Raw genomic sequence first — 19881 nt, forward strand, 5'->3', positions numbered from 1 at the left:
CGCGGATCCCTGAGCACCTCCCCATACACTCGCGTCATGGGCCCCATCGATTCCCCGACATCTCGCTCTCACCAACGCCGCCTGCCCCGTTGGTTGGTGGTGCTGATGTCCCCTGGGTGTGGTCCTGGTTCTCAGCGTGGCCTCGGCCTGTCGCGGGCAAGGCCCGGACCAGGATGAGCGTGGGGCCCGGCCATTCGAGGTCCTCGTGCTCTTCCAGGGGAAGGAAACCCATCCTGGTGTAGAAGGCCCGGGTCTGGGCATAGGGGGCGTTCTCGAAGGACGGCCCCACCGGGTGCACGGAGAGCAGCGTGCAGCCATCGGCGGACAGATCGTCCACCACCCGTTCCACGAGACGCCTGCCAATACCGGTCCCACGCACGTCCGGATGGACGGCCATGAGGTGGATCTCCGCGGATTCGGGGAAGTGGCGTCGGGTGAGAACGACTCCCACGGGCGCTCCGTCATCGAGGGCCATAGGACTTCCGTAGCTGTCATCCGCGGCGTCCGCGGCATAGCCGTCGATGGCTTCGGGAATTCCGAACCACTCCGGGAGTGCTTCGAGGATCCGGCGCACGGCGTTGCCGTCGCGGTGTTCGATGGTGTCGATGGCCACCGGCCAAGCATGGCAGGATGGGCCACCGGTGAACCTCCCTGGGTTAGCTTCCGGAGGTTAGACCGATACCAGCATCTGATTCCGGTTCTCATGGTAGGCCGCCTCCGCTCCTTCTGGTGTGGCGCAGTCCACGGCCTTGCGCAGACGCGCGTTGCCCCACACCGCACCCACTCCACCGTGGCCAGCATGACCGCTGAAACCGAGATATAGGTAGCTGTCGAATAGATCAACTCGGTCTTGCGCCACCTCTTGAGCGCCTCGACCATCGCATAACCGAGGAATTCACCCACCGTTCCTATTAAAGAAACCATTTCTTCGGACTGTACCCCACCATATTTTCGGATCCGCATCCGTTAGGCGTCTTTCCCGACACCTAACGGATAGCACAATGCCAACACCGCCGCGATACGCGAACACCTTCGGGCGGCCCTGTGGCCCAACGCCATCCGCACCGCGTGGTCGCTAAAGCTTCGAGAGTACACACTGGACGTGATCCTGATTCTTCTTAGTGAGTGGCAGGATTGGAATCAAACCCAGGATGGTTGACCGTGGAGCCGGCCTCGCACCTGTTGCGGGTACCCGCTCGGAGAAATGGCTGATAGGGGCATGAAAAGTCGGATGTGCTCGGCCACCGCCGGCCGGCAGGGACGACCGTCGGGCCCGAGTGCTCGGCATGGCCCCAGTAAATGCACGAGGAGTAATCGCTTGCGGGTGGACTAGGCGCGTGGTGCGCGAGCTCGTTTATGGCATCGACCCAGATCACCCCACTTTGCCTTTTCATGTATCTGAGCGGATTGGAGGCCTGGGCGCAAGCTCCGATCGCGTCCCTGGAGAGCACTTCTGACCAAGCTGAGGAACGGTAGGAGTTCTTCTCCTTGCTGCGCATGAAGCGGGCTGTGGTCGACCGGTACCGAGTGCGGATCGCCGGAGGGCCCGAGCGGCCGTTGGAGGTCGACGGTTGGATGGTTGAAGATCCCCTAGACGATCAACGTCATAACGGCATGGCCGCTCGGAGGGGCGAGTCTGACGTCGAGTTCATTGCTGCCTGGCTGGAACGACGTCCAGAACTGGGGCGGGCTCCTGAACTGAAAGCGGATGTTCTAGCTCGTGGCACGCATGGCGAACGGTTCGTGGACGCAGACTTCTCCACGATGGTCATGTCGCTGGAGGGGCTACACCGCAAGCTTCACTCTCGGAAAACCGGTGCCCTGACAAAAGCTCAAGAAAAAGGCCCGTCGCGCCAACGGGGACATCATCGCGAGGGCCAAGGATGAAGGGGAAATAGACGATCTCCTAGCCTCCACCCTGAAAAATCGTGTCCTCAATAGCCAGTTGGGAGAACCCACACTTGAGCAGCGTATCCAGGACATCTTGGACGATGTACAGCCACTGGTGCCGATAATCTGTGGGACGGCTGCCGGGGCACACGACCTGTGGAAGAGAGAAGTGAAGAGCCTGCGGAACAACTACGCCCATGGCCTGGAGAAGCAGACCCAGCTCAGGAAAAACCTTGTGCTTTCTACCTCGCTGACCGTCTTGGTGGCCTCCCGTTGCCTCGTGTATGTCGGGTACTCCCCGGAGAAGCATGTGGAGTCGATCCCACTCACCGAGGGCGGAGGTAATTTGGTGCACTGGGGAAGAACACTGATGCCAGATTTCTACGCCCCGAATGGCCCGAGGGACGATCCACACACAACGGCCAAAGGTGACCCGATCCAGGGTCAAAGGCGACCCGATCCAGGGTGGTGAACCTGGGCCCTCAGCCCAGCGCCTCCCGCAGCACGGGTTCGCGGATCTGGTCCGCGAGCCACGGGCTGAACGCGAACGGGGCGCTCTCCACCGCGGCCACGAGGTCGTGGGGGGCGGCCCACGAGTACTCGGCGACCTCGGACTCGGCGGGACGGGGATCGTCGTCGGCGACGGCAATGAACACCGGGCAGAACTCATTCTCAACGATCCCGGAGGCGTCCGTGGCCCGGTATCGGAACTCGGGCAGCACCACGGTGAGGTTGCGGATCTCCAGGCCGAGTTCCTGCTGGGCACGGCGGGCGACGGCGTCCTCGAAGGACTCGTCCGGTCCCGGGTGACCGCAGAAACTGTTGGACCATACGCCGGGCCACGTGCGCTTGCCGAGCGCGCGGCGGGTCACCAGGACCTGGCCGCGGGAGTTGAGCACGTGGCACGAGAACGCCAGGTGCAGGGGGGTGTCCTCGGTGTGAACCGTGGATTTCAGGGCCGTTCCGGTGGGTTGGTGTTGATCGTCCAGGAGCACCACGCGCTCCGGGCTGGTGTGCTCGCTCACGAGGCCGCCTCACGGTCATGTGTTAGGTTCCAGGCCATGGTAACCGCCGGATCGGACACGCAGTGAGACGACGCGTGAACCCTCCGCTACCCACGGTGCGCGGCGTGGGGCCCGCGCGGGTCCGGATGCCCGGCCCGGGTTCCCCGGACCCGGTCTTGCGGGCTCTGGACGGTCTCCCGACCACGGCCGCGGACTACGTCCAGCAGCGTTTCCCGGACGACGCCGCGTGGTTCGCCCACGAGGTCGCCGCCGGTCGTGTCCGCGGGGACAACGGCGCCGTCGTCACCCCGGCCACCCCTTACGAAGCGGGGGCTTCGGTATGGTTCCACCGCCCGGTCCCGGACGACGACGCCGCGCCCATCACCCTCGACGTGCTGTACGAGGACGAATGGATCCTGGCGGTGGACAAACCGCACGGGCTATGCAGCACACCGAAGGGCGAGAACGTCCGCCGCTCCGTGGTGGTGGCTGCGCGGTGCCAGTTCCACAACGACGAGATCTCCGCCTTGCACCGGCTGGACCGCTCCACGGGCGGGGTGCTGCTGCTGAGCAAGTACGCGGCGGACCGCGGGGTGTTCCACCGCATGTTCCAGGAGCGCACGGTGACCAAGACCTATTGGGCCGTGGCCCGCGTCAATGATCGGGTGGGGAAGGGGCCGGTGCGCGTGGAGTCCCGGATCCGCAAGATCCAGGGAGTTGTGCAGGCCTTCGAGGAACCGGGTGACGTCAACGCCGTCACGGACATCCGCCTGCTCGAACGCTTCACCGATGATGCGGGGCAGTGGGGTTGCTACGAGATCGCTCCGCTGACCGGGCGCACCCATCAGATCCGGGTGCACATGAACTCGTTGGGCCTCCCATTACGCGGGGACAAGTTGTACCCGGTACCGCTGGACGATTTCGACGTGGAGGACCCGGACAACCCCATGCAGTTGATCGCCCGCTCCCTGACCTTCACCCATCCCATGACGGGTGAGACGATCACCGTGAGCTCACGTCTGTCACCCAGCGCCCACACGGCTCGTCGATCCGGGGCGTCCAGCGAACTTCTGACACATTGACCTGCAAGGGCAAAGTTGAACATCCGTCGAAGGATGCCGAAACGTTCCGACCGAGTGTGATGTAACACACCAGAACCCGGCTACCCCGGGGTACCCTTATCAGCGGGTCTTCCCCCCTCAATGGGCCCGTACAGGGGTTGTCGTACACACAGCCCCGAGTCGGTTGGCACATGCCACCACGAGCTGTCCCCCCACAGCGCGTACGTCTGTCACACCCTCGTGGTGTCATGCCACGGAGGTGCGGGCGCGTGCGCCCAACGACGAAATGGTCCCCATGTCACATCACCGCATTCCTGCCATCGACGGGTACTCCCCGACCCGACGAGCCTTCTCGAACCTGGCCGCGACCATCACTGCGGCTCTCATGATCCTGAGCGGGGGCCTGTTCATCGGCACCCCCGCGCAGGCCGCACCCTCCGACATCGTGTCCGTGTCCAGCAGCACGCGGGCGGCGGACGCCCAGAAGCTCCTGAACCTGATCAACCAACACCGGGCATCCAAGGGCTTGGCCCCGGTGAAGTACTCCAAGTCGCTGTCCGGCATCGCCCAGAGCCAGTCCGACCGACTGGTCAAGGAAGAGGTCATCGACCACAGCAACCTGTTCCTCACGGACCGCCGGGCCGCCGGGTACAACGCGGCGGGGGAGATCCACGCGCTGTCGTGGCAGAACTCGGTTCCCGACCTCATGAACTGGTGGAAGGGCTCCCACGCGCACAACAAGGTCCTCACGGACCCCCGGATGCAGGTCGTGGGGATCGGACTGACCTACGTGGACGGCCGGTTGTCCGGCACGGGCGAGGGCTGGCGCCTGGTGGGCACCGTGGATTCCTACGGCTACCCGGCCGGCAGCGGTCCCTCGGACGTCACCCGCACGGTCACTGCGGCAGCGCCGCGCCCGCAGGCCGACACCGTGGCCCCCGTGGCCGCGAAGCGCGTGGCACCCCCGGCCTACACCGTCAAGGGCGGCATCAAGAGCCGGTACCAAGCACTGGGTGGGGCCGCCAAGTTCGGCTACCCGACCATGAACGAACGCGGCGGCCTGGTCAACGGCGGCGTCTACCAGAACTTCAGGGCCGCGGGCGGCGCCCAGTACAAGTTCATGTGGTCCCCGTCCTCCGGCGCGCACGTGATCAAGGAGACCGGCGCGATCGGTAAGCGCTGGAAGGCAGCCGGCTTCGAGCGCGGGTGGGGCTACCCCACCACCGAGGAATACCGCGTGGGCTCCGAGATGCGCCAGCGCTTCTCCAAGGGCTACACCGTCCATTGGTCCTCGGTCACGGGCAAGACCTGGGTCACCCGCTGACGCACCACGAACCGGAACGTCCGGATTCGCCGACGGCGCGCGCACGGGGTGCGTTCCGGTCCTGACGGGCCCGGGCGCACCCCGCAGCCGATCCCCTTTTCGTCAGCCCGTCACTCGCTCTGGCAGCGCGGGCACCACACGATCTTGCGCAGGTGCTGCACTGCGGTGCCCGGCGCCGTCGTGGTGCCGTCCGGCGCGGGGACGGTGAGCCGAGCGTCGTCGATCTCTCCGCGCCGCAGCACCGCGCCGCAGCGGCGACACGGTTGGCCGTCCTTGCCGTACGCCCAGAACAGGGGGCGACCCTGCGGTGCCTGCCCCACGGTCGAGCGCATCGAGCGGTCCTTGTTCAGGTGCAGCAGCTTGTGCGCGAGCGTCACGATCTCGCGCAGCTTGCCCTCCGGCAGGGAGCCGACCGTGGTCCATGGATTGGTGCGCGACATGAACAGCACCTCCACGCGGTACACGTTGCCGATCCCCGCGAGGTTGCGCTGATCCATGAGCGCGGTGCCGATCGCCCGGTCCGGTTGCGCACTCAGCCGCTCGAGGGCCTTCTCCAGGTCCCAGTCCGGTCCGAGGATGTCCGGGCCCAGGTACCCCACGAGTTGCTCGTCCTCCAGGCGGGTAGGCACCAGTCGGACGTCCTTGACGTCGAAACCCACGGCCTCGACGTCCTCGGTGCGCAGGATCGCGCGAATGGTGTGCGAGCCCTGCCCGATGGACACGTCCGCGCTGAGCCGGGTCCTCGCTTCTGCGCGTGAACGCACGCTGCCGCCCCGCCGGGCCTGCCCCCGCGGTCGGTAGGGACTCGCCCCGGGTCGGCTCGTGCGCATTCCGTTCCTTGCTCGTGACGACGACGCCGCTCGCCCGCTTCCGGCCGGAGCATCACCTTTGCTGCGTGCCGCTTGTGGTTCCCCGCCGGAGCCGGTTGTGGCGCCCCCCGCCGGTTCCCGGTCGAAGACCCGCCACGTGCCGTCCATCATGAGGTGGGAATGTAAGGTGAGGGGCTCGGCCCCGGATTTCAGCTCGGCCGCATCGGGGGCCTCGGAGAGTCGGATGAGGATGTGCTTCCCCCGCGGCACCACGGCCACGACCGTGCGCCCGGACACGTCCGATGTGGCGAGTGAGGGCACCCGGAAGTCCGAGCTCACGATCACGGACCCCTCCAGCGCCTCGCGCAGCATCTTGCACTGGCGGTAGACGGAATCACCTTCAGGCACCTGGGCCTCCTAGGTAGGGTGGGGTGTTCAGTGTCGAACGGGAGTGGGCTCGGCGGCAGTTCGCAGCTGTGGCGTCAGTGCCACCGTCGCAGCATTGCGGCGATATCAGGGAGATCGGCTCGGCCACTCGCCGTGGCCTCCAGCAACCCCACGTCGCGTAATGGGCCGACTCCGAGATCGTTGATCACCACGAGTAGGTCCTCGGTCGTGAGGTACCGCGTCACCGCCCGAGCCGGTCCAACACATCGGCATAGCGTGCACGTGCACGCGCCGACGCTTCGGTCACCTGCTGCTCGTGACCTCTCCGGGCCGCAACTTCGTGGATGGCTCGGATCGTGGCTTCCTGACGGCTGATGCCGTCCGCTTCGGCCAGGGCGGCGAGAGCGAGTTCGTCGTCCTCGGTCAGCCGCAAAGTCATCGCCATGACCCTCAAGGTATCAAAGTGGTATCAGCCGGACCTGCCCCCGCCCACGGGAGCCCGCATCCGCACGCTGCGCGGGGTCTGGTAGAAGCCGCCCGCCAGCAGACCGTCCCGGACCGCGGTCACGAGGTCCTCGGAGGAGAGCACCGAGTCGCCGTTGACCTTCTCGACCACGAGCGAGTCCATGGCCCTGCGCTGCACGAGCCCGGCCACGGCCTCCGCCGCGAGGCGCAGCAGGGCCGGGTCTGACACGAACGCGAGCGCGGTCTTCCCGCCACGTTCCAGGTAGAGGATCAGCGCCCCGTCCACGAGCACCACCACGGCACCGGCCTTGCGCCCCGGGCGGTGCTTGGTGCTGGATTCGAGAGCCACCGCTTCCGGCCAGTCCAGCGCGGCACCGTAGGGGTTCGCGGGGTCCGTGGCCGCGAGGGCGAGGACGCGGGGTTCGGCCTTGCGAGCGGCGTCGTCGTCCGTGAAACTGCGCAGCACGTCAACCGTCGCGGGTTGCGTGAACTGGGCGGCGCCGAGGCCCTCGATGAAGTACCCGCGCCGCGCGCGGCCCGCGTCCTCGAGGGCGCGCAGGACCTTGTAGACGGTGGAGAACCCGCCGGGGACGTCCTCCACCGCCACGGGACCGCGCGTGAGGATGCCGTAGCGGTCCAGCAACAGCTCCGCTTGGGCCTGCGCCCGCACGGTGGGGTTGAGCGGTTCGGGGCGCAGCACGGACCAGCGCCCGGCCGTGACACGGTCCTCACCGCCCCCCGCGGCGCGAACGACGCGAGCGCCGTCGCCGGACGCGGACGCCGCCGGATCCACACCTCCGGGGCCGCGGGACGCGGCCCGCAACCGCGCGGCGCCGCGCCGCCCGGCCGTACGGGAACGGCCCGGGCGCTTGGGCGTCTTGTGCGCGGAGTGCCCGCCCGAGACGAGTGCGCGCACCGGGGCGTAGGTGTCATTGGTGATGAGCCCCGCCCACAGCAGGTTCCACAGCGCAGTGCGCAGCTGGGCCATGTCCACGGACACGCCCGCCTCGGCGAGCGGCTGGATGAGCTGCCACGCGAAGTACGCCCCACCGGCCCGCAGCACGGCGAGCAGTTCACGTTCCAGCGTGGAGTCCAGGGCCTCGGCGGCGGCCTCGAGCTGCGGCACGGGCGGCAGGGACAGCTCCGCGGACTCGGCCAGGTGGAACGCGACCCACCCGTCCTCACCGCCCAGGGACCCCGCGCCCGAAAAGAGCACCTCGCCCGCGGCCATGAGCTCGTCCAGCATCGCGGGCCGGTAGTCCACCACGCGCTGCGCGAGCACGAGCGGTTCCCACGCGGACGCGGGCACGGGCACCCCGGCCAACTGGTCGATCACCGTGAGCACCCCGTCCAACCCGCGCAACTGGTGCCCCGGGACGGCGTGCTGCCACGCGGGCAGGAAGGTGGCGTATACCTGCGGGTCCACGGGTTCCACGTCCGCGCGCAGGGCGGCCAGGGAACGGCGGCGCAGGGTCCGCAGCACCTCCACGTCGCACCATTCCGACTCCGACGCCGCGGGGTCCCCGCTCGGGCGGAACGCCCCCTCGCTCACGCGCCGCTGCGTGGCGAGCGAGCGCAGCGCGGTCTCGACCACGGCGGGCCCCAGGCTCAGGGCCTGCGCGGCCTCCGCCACGCTGAACGGGCCGTGGGTGCGCGCGTACCGGGACACGAGGTCCCCCACGGGATCCGCGACCGGTTCCAGGAACGCCAGGGGCACACCCATGGGCAAGGGCTGGCCCAGGGCGTCCCGCATCCGCGCGGCGTCCTCCACCGCGCAGTAGACCTCGCGCCCGCCCACGCGCAGGACGATCGCCCGGTTCGTGGACACCAGGGTGTCCAGCAGCTCGCGGGCGGCGTCCGCGCTGATGGGTTGGTACTCGGGGGCCACGTCCTCGGCCGCGTCGACATCCTCGGTGTCGTCGGTTTCCGGGGCATCGGGGGTCTCCGGCGCGCTCTGCGCGGGGGGCGACGCCGCTGCGGTGCCTTCCGCGCGCAAGCGCAGTGCGGCGTCGTCGGCCGTCATGGGACCGAGCAGGCGCAGGAGGTCCGCCGCGCCCTCCACGCCGCGCAACCGACGGTCCGGCGCGAGGCGCTGCAACTGCAGGACCGTGGTCTCGATGACCTCGAGATCCAGCAGCTCGCGCAGCTCGGCGCGACCGAGCAGCTCGTTGAGCAGGGAGGGGTCCAGGGACAGGGCCGCGGCCTTGCGCTCGGCCAGGGGCGAATCGCCCTCATACAGGAACTGGGCCACGTACCCGAACAGCAGGGTGCGCGCGAAGGGGGAGGGGGTGTCCGTGGTGGTCTCGACCATGCGCAGTTTGCGCCCGGCCAGATCGCGCTGCAATTGCAGCAGCGCGGGGACGTCGTACACGTCCTGCAGGCATTCGCGCACGGTCTCGAGGATCACCGGGAACTGCGGGTACTTGCGGGCTACGTCCAGCAACTGGGCGGAGCGCTGACGCTGCTGCCACAGGGGCGTGCGCTTGCCGGGATCCGCCCGCGGCAGCAGCAGGGCACGCGCGGCGTTCTCCCGGAACCGGGACGCGAACAGCGCCGAGCCGCCCACCTCCTCGGTCACGGTGCGCTCGAGCTCGTCCGGGTCGAAGAGGAACAGCTCCGCCCCGGGCGGTTCCTCGTCCGTGGCGGGGACGCGCAGCACGATGCCGTCGTCCGCGGCCTGGGCACTGGCATCCAGACCCCAGCGCTCGTCCAACCGGGCGCGCACCGCGAGCGCCCACGGGCCGTGCACGGGGGTGCCGAACGGGCTGTGCAACACCACGCGCCAGTCCCCGAGTTCGTCCCGGAACCGCTCGACCACGAGCGTGCGATCGTCCGGGACGTGTTCCGTGGCCTCCCGCTGTTCGGAGAGGTAGGCCATGAGGTTGTCCCGGGCCCATTCGTCCAAGCCGGAGGCGGCCAGGCGCTCGCGGGCCTCGGTGTCCTGGGCACCGGCGAGTTCACGGGTGAACCGACCCGTGGCGCGGCCCAATTCCACGGGCCGGCCCAGACCGTCCCCGTGCCAGAACGGGAGCTTGCCGGGCACGCCCGGGGCCGGGGCCACGACCACCCGGTTGTGCGTGATCTCCTCGATGCGCCAACTCGAGGCACCCAGGGCGATGATGTCCCCCACGCGGGACTCGTAGACCATCTCCTCGTCCAGCTCACCCACGCGCTTGGGGGACTTGCTGTCCTGCTCGCCCACGAGGAACACGGGGAACAGACCGCGGTCCGGGATGGTGCCACCGCTCGTGACTGCGAGCCGCAGGGCACCGGGGCGGGCCTGCAGGGTCCCGGTCTCGCGGTCCCACACCAGCCGGGGCCGCAACTGGGCGAACTCGTCGGACGGGTACCGCCCGGCGAGCAGGTCCAGCACGGCGTCGTACGCGGAGCGCGGCAGCGAACGGAACGGGGCGCTGCGGCGCAGGGTGTCGTACCAGCTCTCCACGTCCACGTCCTCCGCGGCAACCGCCGAGACCGTCTGCTGGGCCAGGATGTCCAGGGGGTTGGTGGGCACGGACAGCGGTTCCAGGTGCCCCGCGAGCATCTGCTCAGCGATCACCGCCGCGTCCCGCACGTCCCCGCGGTGCTTGGGGTAGATCCGCCCGATCGAGACCTCGCCCACCTGGTGGCCCGCGCGGCCCACGCGCTGCAAACCGGACGCCGCCGAAGGCGGGGACTCGATCTGGATCACCAGGTCCACGTGGCCCATGTCGATCCCGAGCTCCAGGGAGGAGGTGGCCACCACGCACCGCAACCGCCCGGTCTTCAGGTCCTCCTCGATCAGGCCGCGCTGGTCCTTGGACACCGAGCCGTGGTGGGCGCGCGCGAGCACCGGGGACGCGCCCTCGTGGCGGTTGTGCTGGCGGGGGATGTCCGCGGGGGCGGAGTCGCGGGCCCGAGAAGTGCTGACCGCGCCCTCGCTGCGCGCGGCGTCGTCGGCCTGCGCGGCGGCGCCGTCCAGGAGGTCGGAGAGCGCATCACCCAGCGCCACGGGATCGCCACCGTCCAAATCCGCGGGGCTCTCTTCCGCGGCGTTGGCGAGCCGGAACTCGTGGATCTCGTTGAGTCGCGCGGTGAGTTTCTCCGAGAGGCCACGCGAGTTCGCGAACACGATTGTGGAACGGTGCGCCTCCACGAGGTCCACGATCCGTTCCTCCACGTGGGGCCAGATGGACGCGGTGGCCTGGTAGTCGGACGCCTCCAGGTTGCCGTCCAGGTCCCCGGACGACGGCGACGCCGCCGCCCCGCCCAACACGGTCATGTCCGGGATGGGCACGGACACCGTGAGGTCCCAGTCCTTCTCGGACGGTGGGCGCACCACGTCCACGGGCTGGGAGCCGCCCAGGAACCCGGCCACGGTGTCCACGGGTTCCACGGTCGCGGAGAGCCCAATCCGTTGCGCGGGACGTTCCAGGAGGTCGTCGAGGCGTTCGAGGCTCACCGCAAGGTGCGCCCCGCGTTTGGTCCCGGCCACCGCGTGCACCTCGTCGATGATCACGGTGTTCACGTGGCGCAGGGTCTCCCGCGCCTTGGACGTGAGCATGAGGTACAGCGATTCCGGGGTCGTGATGAGCACGTCCGGGGGATGCGCCAACAGGGCGCGGCGGATCGCCTGCGGGGTGTCACCTGAGCGCACACCCACCGAGATCTCCGGGGGCTCCCCGCCGGCGGCCTTGGCGGCCTGGGTGATCCCGATCAGCGGTGCGCGCAGGTTGCGTTCCACGTCCACGCCCAGGGCCTTGAGCGGGGAGATGTAGAGCACCGAGGTGCGGTCCTCCGCGTCGTCGGACCCGTCCGCCTTCTTGTCGGTCAGCAAGCGGTCGATCGACCACAGGAACGCCGCGAGCGTCTTACCGGAACCGGTGGGGGCCACCACGAGAGCGTGGCGGCCCGCCGAGATGGCCTCCCACGCGCCGCGCTGGGCCGCCGTGGGCCCGCTGAACGCGGCGTCGAACCACTGCGCGGTCGCGGGGGAGAAGAGGTTCAGGACGGGGTCAGGACCCAAAACCCTTGACCTGCAACTGGGAGACCTTGGGGTTGCCGCACGCTTGACCCGAGTAGGGCACCACGAGCGACTCGTAGCTGTCCGGCGGGTACACGCGCACGCCAGCGGCCTGGTGCGGGTTGCACACCTGACCGATCACACCGGGCTGGGTGATCCGCACCCCGGCGCTCGCGGACGCGCCGGGCTGTAGGGTCACGGTGCCCGCACCCGAGGCGTCCCGGGAGGCCGGCGCACCCACGGGAGCACCGTTCGCGTCCACGAAGGACACACCCGGGTAGCCGCTCAGGGTGCACGGTGCGGAGCCGTTGTTGGTGAGCGTGAGGGACGCAATGACCGAACCCGCCGCGCCCTGCTGCGGCGTGAGCGATCCGGAGAGCTGCCCGGCACTGCACGTGCCGCCGGCGCGCTGGGCATCCGCCTTCGCCCGGTCGAACGGGCTCGCAGTGGGCATGCCCAGCTCGGGAGCGGACGCGAGACGATCGGGCTCGGCGGACGGCTGCGCCGACTCCGCGGCCTGCCCCTCCTGTCCACCGGACGCCGCGGCGTCTGTGGCTTCCGTGGCCTCGGTGGCCTCGGCGCTCGCGGACGGGCTCGCGGACCGGCTGGCCGACGGGCTCGGGGACATGGACGAGGCGCTCGGGGACGCCGTGGCGCTCGCGGAGACGGAGGCGCCGGCGGGTGCGGTGTTCTGCTCCTCGGACGAGGCGCCGTCCGAGGAACCGCAGGCCGAGAGGACCATGAGAGCGCTCAGCGCGGTGGCCGCGAGCAACGGACGGGTGGCGGTGTGGGTGCCCCGGGGGACGGGCAAGTGACTCCTCATGGCAACAGTGTGCTACTTTTCCGCGCGTAATGCGGCATACATCACCTGTGCCAGGTGAACTCCTTCCGCGTCGGTGCCCTGGGCGATCTGCGTGCGGCACGAGAAACCGTCCGCGAGCACGATCGAACCGGGCCCCGCGGCACGGATCGCGGGGAACAGGTTGCGTTCCCCGAGGGTCTGGGAGATCTCGTGGTGACCTGGTTCGAAGCCCCAGTTCCCGGCGAGACCGCAGCAGCCACCGCCCACCACGGCGGTGTCCACCCCGAGCTTCTCGAGCACGCGTAGTTCCGGCGTGAAGTCGCCCTGGGCCTTCTCGTGGCAGTGCACCTGGCACACCGCGGTGCCCGGTCCCGCGTGGGTCTCGAGCGTGTCGAACGGCCAGTCCCCGCCGTCCTCGGCGTGGCGCGCACTGAACTCACCGAGCGTGACCGTGAGGGCCCGGACCTTGTGGGCGCGCGGGTCATCCGGGAGCAGCTCGGTGATGTCGTGCTGGAGCATCACCGTGCAAGACGGTTCCAGCCCGATGATCGGGTAGCCAGCCTCGAGCAGCGGCTCCATCACGTCCAGGGTCTGCAGCAGGGTCCGGCGGGTCATGTCCAACTGCCCGGTGGAGTGCCACGTGAGTCCGCAGCACACGTTTCCCATGGGCATGAGCACGCGGTAGCCCATGGCCTCTAGCACCGCCACGGCGGCCTTGCCGGGCCCGTCCGCGGAGAAGTTCGTGAACGTGTCCGGCCACAGCACCACGGACGGTTTCTCCGCCGACGACGCCGCGCGGCCGCCTCCGCGCGCCACCGCGCCCTGTGGGGTGCGGGTCTTGAACCACGACGTGAGCGGGGTGTCGTTGAAGCGGATCATCCGCCGCTTCGGTTCGATGCCGCCGAGCTTCTTGGTCAGTTCCTCGATGGGACGGAAGCGTTCCAGGAAGTTCACCGCGCGCAGCGAACCGGGGACCCTGGTCACGAGCTTCATGAGCCACGGCATCCACCCCATGGTCAGGTGCGCCATGGGCCGGCGGTCCTTGCCGACGAACGAGCCCAGGCCCTGGCGGAAGTGGTGGTGCAGGAACTCGGCCTTGTAGGTGGCCATGTCCACGTTCACGGGGCACTCCGCGGCGCACGCCTTGCACGAGAGGCACAGGTCCAGGGCCTCGTAGGTCTCCTTGGACTTCCACCCGTCCGTGATGTGCTCGCCGCGCAGCATCTCGGCGAGGGACCGCATGCGCCCGCGGGTCGAGTGCACCTCGTCGTGGGTCGCGTGGAAGGACGGGCACATGGCCCCCGAGTCCGAGCGGCATGCGCCCACGCCCACGCAGCGGTTGATGGCCTGGCCGAACGAGCCGTCGTCCGCGGAGAACGCGTGGACCGGGGTCAGCTCGAACGTGCGCGCGCCGGGACCCGGGCGGATGCCCCGGTCGAGGGGTTCGGGATCCACCACGACCCCGGGGTTGAAGAAATTGTCGGGATCGAAGATCCGCTTGAATCGGGCGAAGGCGCCGCGTGCCTCGTCGGAGTAGATGGTGCTGAGCAGCTCCGAGCGGGCACGGCCGTCCCCGTGCTCCCCGGAGACCGAGCCGCCGTAGCGGTGCACGAGTTCCGCGGCCCGCTCGATGAACCGGCGGTAGTGGGCCACGCCCTCGTCCGTGTTGAAATCGAAGGAGATCCGAATGTGCACACAGCCCTCGCCGAAGTGGCCGAACGGGATACCGCGCAGGTCCATCTCGTCCAGCAGCGCGTAGAGGTCCTTGAGGTAGGCGCCCAGGTGCTGCGGGGGCACGGCGGAGTCCTCCCACCCGGGCCACGCCTCGCCGCCGTCCGGCAAGCGGGTCACGATCCCCGCACCGGCCTCGCGGATGCGCCACAGGGCGCGGGCCTCGGCGGGATCGCCCACGACCACGGAATCCACCACGGTCTCCTCGACGAGTCCCGGTAGTGCCCGGGCGGCCTCGAACGCGGCCTCCTGGGTGTCCGCGCCCACCTCGCAGTAGAGCCAGCCGCCGCCCTCGGGGAGCTCACGGCCCGCGTTCTCCTGACCGGGACGGGTGCGCAGGGCGTCCAGCAGGTCCGAGCCCATGCCCTCGATCGTGGTGACGCCCCGGACGCGGAACTTCGGGGCCGCGGTGGCCGCCGCGATCGCGTCCGTGAAACCCAGTACCGCGAGCGCTGTGAAGGGCGGCTTGGCCACGAGTTTCACGGTGAGCCGGGTGATGATCCCGCACGTGCCCTCGGTCCCGGCGAACGCCTTGGCCACGTCGAAACCGTTCTCGCTCAACAAGTAGTGCAGTCCGTACCCGGAGACCTGGCGGGGGAACTGGCCCAGTTCGGTGCGCAGCATGGCCAGGTGCCGGTCCCGCAACTGGGTGAGCTGGGAATCCAGTGCGGCGTCCGAGGTGCCGCCCGCGTCCAGGGTGACCTCGCGCCCGTCGGCGAGCATGACCGTGAGCGAGACGAGGTTCTGCGCACTCGTACCCCACGCGACCGAGTGGGAACCGCACGCGTTGTTGGCGACCATCCCGCCCACGGTGGCCCGCGAATGCGTGGAGGGGTCCGGTCCGTAGGTCAGGCCGAACTCGCTCGCGGCGTCCCGCAACTGATCGCAGATCACACCGGGTTCGATCGTGGCGGTGCGGGCGTGCGGATCGATCTCCAGGATGCGGTTGAAGTACCGGGAGGTGTCGATGACCAACCCGTCACCGATCGCGTTGCCCGCCACGGAGGTGCCACCACCGCGGGAGATCACAGGCCAGCCGTTCTCCCGGGCCGTGGCCAACAGCTCACGGATCTCCTCGACCGAGCGCGGTTCCGCGACCGCCGCCGGTAGCCGGCGATAGATCGAGGCGTCCGAGACGTAAGCGGCGCGTGTGGTGAGGTCATCCCGGAGAGCAGTCATGCTCCAACTTTCGCCCACGCGGCGCCGCGTTACCAACTCGTGTCACCGGTCACGAGGCCGCCGGTGACGACACCGCCGGGCCGGGGCGGCGGTGTCGTGCTGCCACCGCGTCAGCGGCGGACGATCACCACTCGGGGGCGATGGTGATCTCCGCGCCCGCGAGGTCCTCGGACCACTCCACCTGGCACGTGAGCCGGGAGTTGTCGTGGCGGGTGTCGTCCAGCATCTCCAGGAGGTCCTCCTCCTCCTCGTTGGTCCCGCCCGTCTTCACGAACGTGTCCTGGTCCAGGTACGAGTGGCACGTGGAGCACGAGGCGTTGCCGCCGCACGTGGCGAGGATCGGGAACTTGTGGCGGGTGAGGCACTCCATGAGCGTCTCGTAGTCCTTCCACTCGACGCCCTCGGTGCGCTCGCCCTCGCGGTTGGTCACATTGATCAGGATGCTGCTCACGCGGCTGGACCTCCTGGGGTTCTACCCCGTCCGGATGTTGCGGATTACTGGGAACTAGCGGCCATTCTATGATCGGGCGTCAACTCCGGGGACATCGCGTGGCGAAGTGTGATGAGACCCGCACCCGCCCGGCCCCTGCTCAACCCCCGGCGGAGCCGGGCGGTTCCGGCCCACTCAAGTCCTGGCGGGCCACCGGCTTCTCAGCTCGCCCGGCGCAGGGTCAGCGCCTGGGCCACCCGACCGATCGGACCGCGCTCGTCGAACAGCTCCGAATGAGTCAGGCCCACGCCGTCCCCGCCGAACTCCACCCGGGTGTCGAGTCCCACCCACGAGGACACCGGGGCGCGGAACATGTGGATGCTCAGGTCCACATTGGGGAACGCCCACGGTCCGATCTCCGCGCGCGGAGCGATCCCGTTGGCGGCGTCGACCGAGCTGATGAACCGGGCGGTGGGGGAGGAATCCTCGCCCTCGACCACCGACTTGGTGATCCGCAGCCAGCCCGCGCCGTTGCCGGGTCGGGGCCGCCGGGCGGTACGTGCCTCGACGGAGCTGATGAACCCGCCGCCCCACGCCTCGGACATATTGACCGGCTCGCACTGCTCCACGGGGGTCAGCGGCTCGATCTCCCCGCCGGCCACGTCCTGGGTGTCCGAGGTCTTCAGCCGCCACAGGCTCAACCGGATGCAGTCCCGCCCGCCGGCGCTCATGGTCGCCTCGACCAACTCGATGGTCCTGCCTGGGCGCAGCACGCGCGTGTGCACCTCGATCTCACCGCCGGGGATGACCCCCAGAATGTCGAAGGAGAAACGCACCGGCAGCACGTCCTCCCGCGGGTGGTTGCGTTCGATCTCGTGTACCAGCAGGCCGGACGACGCCGCCATGTGCTGTTCCAGGGGGCTCCACGCTCCCTGCGTGTACACCGTGGTGCGGAAACCGTGATCGCTCGTGCGCACGTAGTGGGCGTCCGGGACGTCCTCGCCGTTGGCGCCCAGGTGCCCGGGGGCTTCTTCGGTACTCATGCGTGCTCCTGCCTGTCCTGACCGCGGGCGGGGCCGCGTCCGGTTCCTGGAACATGGCCGCCCGCGATGCGAGTGTGTGCCGGAATACACCCTAGGGGAGCGCCGCGGGAACACCTATCGGACTTGCGACGCGTGCCGGGCAGGACGAGTTGCCCGCCCACCCGCGGGCTCACGACCCGCGCACCCGCCCGGCAACTACCCGCCCGGCCCTCCCAGCGGGTGGCTGCTCCAGTGGAGTAAAAGCAGAATCCGGGCACCCCGAGCTGCTTCTACTCCACTGGGAATTCGGAGCCGGTAGATGCGAGCGCCGGGGCCGCGAGCGGCGTCGTCGTCAGGGCAGCGCGAGCCGGCACACCTTGCGCCACGCCTGGAAGACCTGCCGGGGCAGGGGGCCGGAGGTGTAGCGGATGCCGTACTTACGGCAGATCTCCCGCACGCGGGGTGCGATGCGCGCCAGGTGGTTGGACGGCATGTCCGGAAAGAGGTGGTGTTCGATCTGGAAGGAGAGGTGCCCGCTCATGAAGTGCATGAGGCGTGAACCGTCGATGTTCGCCGAGCCCATGGCCTGGCGGCGGTACCAGTGCCCCCGAGTCTCGTCGCGCACGTCCTCCTCCGTGAAGGTCTCCGCGCCGTCCGGGAAGTGGCCGCAGAAGATGACCGTGTGCGCCCAGACGTTGCGGATCACGTTCGCCGCCAGGAACCCCTTAAGCGACGCCTTCCCCGAACCCGTGAGAGACGCCAGCAGCGGAGAGACCACGAAGTCCTTGGCGGACTGGCGGCCCAGCTTCTTCATCACGCGCTTGAAGTCCTCGAACGTGGCCCGCCCGGACTTCTTGCCGGTCAGGAACTGGTCCAGTTCGATGTCGTAGATCGCGATGCCCCACTCGAATGCCGGTGCCAGGCCCAGGTTGATCACCGGGTTCAGCAGGTTCACGGGCTTCCACGGCTGATCGGGGTCCATGCGCAGCACGTTGTACCCCACGTCCCGATCCTTGCCGAGCACGTTGGTCCACGTGTGGTGCGTCTCGTTGTGGGTTCGCTGCCAGCCCGCCGACGGCGCCACGAAGTCCCACTCCCACGTGGTCGAGTGGATCTCCTTGTCGTTCATCCAGTCCCACTGCCCGTGGAGCACGTTGTGGCCGATCTCCATGTTGTTCAGGATCTTGCCCACGCTCAGGCACCCCACACCGGCCCACCACAGGGGTTTGTGACGGGAGAAGAGCAGACAGGCCCGCCCCGTCATCTCCAGGCTGCGCTGCAGTACCACCACGCGGCGGATGTACTGGGCGTCGGACTGGCCGCGGCGGGAGAAGACCTCGTCCCGCACGGCGTCGAAATCGGCCGCGAGTTCCGCGAGCTCGGCCTCCGTGAGGCGCAGCGGATCGCGGCGCGGGGGTGAATTCGTCACGGCCGTGGTGGCCGTGTGGCGGGCGGCGGGTGCGAGTGTCATGGGGTTCCTTCGTGGGAGGGGGTTGCCGCCGGGTGGATCGTTCCCGGAGGGCGAGTCGGGTGGCGCCGGGTGTAGGTGCCGGAGGTTCGGTGTCGGCGCTCGGCGCCGGGTGTGGGCGTCAGGCGTCGAACGCGGCGTGGGGAGCGGGTCGGGTCACGCACGTCTGGACGGGACCGGGTTCACGGTGCAGCTCACCGGTGCGGATGTTGGTCACGGCCCCGTCCGTCAAGGGAACCAGACAACTGTGACAGATGCCCATACGGCATCCGTGGGGCAGCTGGTGTTGCGCGCGTTCGGCGGCCTCCAGGATGGTTTCGTCCGGGCCCACCTCCAGGGTCATCTCGGAACGGGTGAACCAAACTTCCCCGCGTTGGCCGCCGCTGAACTGCCTGGTGACATCGAAGCGTTCCACCACGGGGGGGCCGCCGTGGCTGCGCGAGAGGTCCTCCACGGCGCTGACGAACGAGTCCGGGCCGCTCGCGTACGTCACCCGGTCCGCGTGATCGGGACACAGCTCGGCCAGGGCATCGGCGTCGGAGGCGTCGAGGCGGCCGCGTTCCTCGGTGAACCAGAAGACCGGCCGCAGACCCGGGAACTGGTCCGCGAGTTCCAGGATCTCGTCGTGGAAGATGCACGACTCCCGGCTCCGGGACACGTAGACCAGCACGACGTCGTGGTCCGGCCTGCGCGGCATGAGGGTCCGCAGCATGGACATCACCGGGGTGATCCCGGAACCGGCCACCATGAACAGCAATTCTGTGGGGGTGTCCGGGAGCAGGAACTGTCCTTCGGGGCGTTCCAGGTAGAGCACGTTGCCCGGGGCGGTGCGCTCAACGATGTGTTCGGACACCAGGCCCTGCGCTTTGACGGTGATCGACGGGTCACCGTGTTCGGGGGCGCTGATGGAGTACGGACGCCAGATCCGCTTCCCGTCCACTTCCACGCCGATCCGCGCCCACTGCCCCGCCCGGTGCGGGATCCACCCCTCACCCGCGGTGAAGAACAGGGTCACGGTGTCGGGGGTCTCGCGCCGCACGTGCGTGATGCGGCCTCGTGTGTAATGTGCGCTCGTCAGGGAGCCGAAGACCTGCGCGAAGGACCGTGGGTCCTGGGGGTAGCTCAGGATTCCAGCGGCTGCACGAAAGAATCCCTTGATCCCGGGGTGGCCCATACCCCAGTTCTACCTATTAGTAAGTAAACGTGCAATATGCGTCCAGCATGTGGGCGCCCCCTGCACCCCTCTGCTTTTACTGAGTAGAAGCAGCATCCGAGCACCCCGAGCTGCTTTTGCTCCACTAGATATT

Annotated in this window: 15 protein-coding genes; 4 read left to right on the forward strand and 11 right to left on the reverse strand. The window is 69.0% G+C overall.

Annotated elements, in window-relative coordinates:
• Positions 1 to 34: 34 nt before the first annotated feature.
• Complete coding sequence (locus tag HBK84_RS01625; protein WP_206069178.1) at positions 35 to 613, reverse strand: GNAT family N-acetyltransferase; 579 nt, start codon at positions 611 to 613, stop codon at positions 35 to 37.
• An 875-nt stretch (positions 614 to 1488) separates the two neighbouring features.
• Here HBK84_RS01625 and HBK84_RS01630 point away from each other — a divergent pair.
• Both HBK84_RS01630 and HBK84_RS13105 read left to right on the forward strand, forming a co-directional pair.
• Positions 1489 to 1887: a hypothetical protein gene (locus tag HBK84_RS01630; RefSeq protein ID WP_167318022.1), complete on the forward strand. Its 399-nt coding sequence runs from the start codon at positions 1489 to 1491 to the stop codon at positions 1885 to 1887.
• A gap of 7 nt (positions 1888 to 1894) precedes the next feature.
• Positions 1895 to 2362, forward strand: coding sequence for a HEPN domain-containing protein (locus HBK84_RS13105; RefSeq protein ID WP_370520626.1), 468 nt, complete (start codon positions 1895 to 1897; stop codon positions 2360 to 2362).
• 10 nt (positions 2363 to 2372) lie between these two features.
• Here the strand turns inward: HBK84_RS13105 and idi are convergent, their stop codons facing one another.
• A complete protein-coding gene (idi, locus tag HBK84_RS01635; RefSeq protein WP_167318023.1) occupies positions 2373 to 2915 on the reverse strand; it encodes an isopentenyl-diphosphate Delta-isomerase in 543 nt (180 codons plus the stop codon).
• Positions 2916 to 2989: 74 nt separating this feature from the next.
• Between idi and HBK84_RS01640 the strand changes: the two genes are divergently transcribed.
• Positions 2990 to 3976 (forward strand): pseudouridine synthase, encoded by a 987-nt coding sequence (locus HBK84_RS01640; protein ID WP_240919056.1) that lies wholly within the window; start codon positions 2990 to 2992, stop codon positions 3974 to 3976.
• Positions 3977 to 4250: 274 nt separating this feature from the next.
• Positions 4251 to 5279, forward strand: coding sequence for a CAP domain-containing protein (locus HBK84_RS01645; RefSeq protein ID WP_144931797.1), 1029 nt, complete (start codon positions 4251 to 4253; stop codon positions 5277 to 5279).
• Between the two features lie 110 nt (positions 5280 to 5389).
• On the opposite strand, the gene HBK84_RS01650 is transcribed toward HBK84_RS01645, so the two are convergent.
• The 9 genes from HBK84_RS01650 to HBK84_RS01690 all read right to left on the reverse strand — a co-directional run bounded on the left by HBK84_RS01650 (position 5390) and on the right by HBK84_RS01690 (position 19748).
• A complete protein-coding gene (locus HBK84_RS01650; protein WP_167318024.1) occupies positions 5390 to 6496 on the reverse strand; it encodes a DNA-formamidopyrimidine glycosylase family protein in 1107 nt (368 codons plus the stop codon).
• A gap of 220 nt (positions 6497 to 6716) precedes the next feature.
• Complete coding sequence (locus HBK84_RS01655; RefSeq protein ID WP_167318025.1) at positions 6717 to 6920, reverse strand: CopG family transcriptional regulator; 204 nt, start codon at positions 6918 to 6920, stop codon at positions 6717 to 6719.
• Between the two features lie 24 nt (positions 6921 to 6944).
• Positions 6945 to 11945 (reverse strand): DEAD/DEAH box helicase, encoded by a 5001-nt coding sequence (locus tag HBK84_RS01660; RefSeq protein ID WP_167318026.1) that lies wholly within the window; start codon positions 11943 to 11945, stop codon positions 6945 to 6947.
• Positions 11935 to 12765 carry a DUF4232 domain-containing protein gene (locus HBK84_RS01665; RefSeq protein ID WP_167318027.1) on the reverse strand — a complete coding sequence of 277 codons (831 nt, stop codon included), beginning with the start codon at positions 12763 to 12765 and terminating at the stop codon, positions 11935 to 11937. The genes HBK84_RS01660 and HBK84_RS01665 overlap by 11 nt, the downstream gene beginning before the upstream one ends.
• Before the next feature lie 12 nt (positions 12766 to 12777).
• Complete coding sequence (locus HBK84_RS01670; RefSeq protein ID WP_167318028.1) at positions 12778 to 15654, reverse strand: FAD-binding and (Fe-S)-binding domain-containing protein; 2877 nt, start codon at positions 15652 to 15654, stop codon at positions 12778 to 12780.
• A 124-nt stretch (positions 15655 to 15778) separates the two neighbouring features.
• On the reverse strand, positions 15779 to 16105 hold the full coding sequence (locus HBK84_RS01675; RefSeq protein WP_085106094.1) for a 2Fe-2S iron-sulfur cluster-binding protein: 327 nt from the start codon (positions 16103 to 16105) through the stop codon (positions 15779 to 15781).
• A gap of 200 nt (positions 16106 to 16305) precedes the next feature.
• Positions 16306 to 17127 (reverse strand): thioesterase family protein, encoded by an 822-nt coding sequence (locus HBK84_RS01680; protein WP_144997147.1) that lies wholly within the window; start codon positions 17125 to 17127, stop codon positions 16306 to 16308.
• A 331-nt stretch (positions 17128 to 17458) separates the two neighbouring features.
• Positions 17459 to 18577 (reverse strand): acyl-CoA desaturase, encoded by a 1119-nt coding sequence (locus tag HBK84_RS01685; RefSeq protein ID WP_144997149.1) that lies wholly within the window; start codon positions 18575 to 18577, stop codon positions 17459 to 17461.
• 118 nt (positions 18578 to 18695) lie between these two features.
• Positions 18696 to 19748 (reverse strand): flavin reductase family protein, encoded by a 1053-nt coding sequence (locus HBK84_RS01690; RefSeq protein WP_144997151.1) that lies wholly within the window; start codon positions 19746 to 19748, stop codon positions 18696 to 18698.
• Positions 19749 to 19881: the final 133 nt, after the last annotated feature.

The sequence above is a fragment of the Kocuria sp. KD4 genome (assembly GCF_011769905.1).
In the GTDB taxonomy this organism is placed as follows: domain Bacteria; phylum Actinomycetota; class Actinomycetes; order Actinomycetales; family Micrococcaceae; genus Kocuria; species Kocuria marina.

What these genes read in the sequence shown, in the direction of transcription:
- HBK84_RS01645 (WP_144931797.1), top strand. Translation starts at nt 4,251, where the DNA reads ATGTCACATCACCGCATTCCTGCCATCGACGGGTACTCCCCGACCCGA.
- HBK84_RS01655 (WP_167318025.1), bottom strand. Translation starts at nt 6,920, where the DNA reads ATGGCGATGACTTTGCGGCTGACCGAGGACGACGAACTCGCTCTCGCC.
- HBK84_RS01665 (WP_167318027.1), bottom strand. Translation starts at nt 12,765, where the DNA reads ATGAGGAGTCACTTGCCCGTCCCCCGGGGCACCCACACCGCCACCCGT.
- HBK84_RS01670 (WP_167318028.1), bottom strand. Translation starts at nt 15,654, where the DNA reads ATGACTGCTCTCCGGGATGACCTCACCACACGCGCCGCTTACGTCTCG.
- HBK84_RS01680 (WP_144997147.1), bottom strand. Translation starts at nt 17,127, where the DNA reads ATGAGTACCGAAGAAGCCCCCGGGCACCTGGGCGCCAACGGCGAGGAC.
- HBK84_RS01685 (WP_144997149.1), bottom strand. Translation starts at nt 18,577, where the DNA reads ATGACACTCGCACCCGCCGCCCGCCACACGGCCACCACGGCCGTGACG.
- HBK84_RS01690 (WP_144997151.1), bottom strand. Translation starts at nt 19,748, where the DNA reads ATGGGCCACCCCGGGATCAAGGGATTCTTTCGTGCAGCCGCTGGAATC.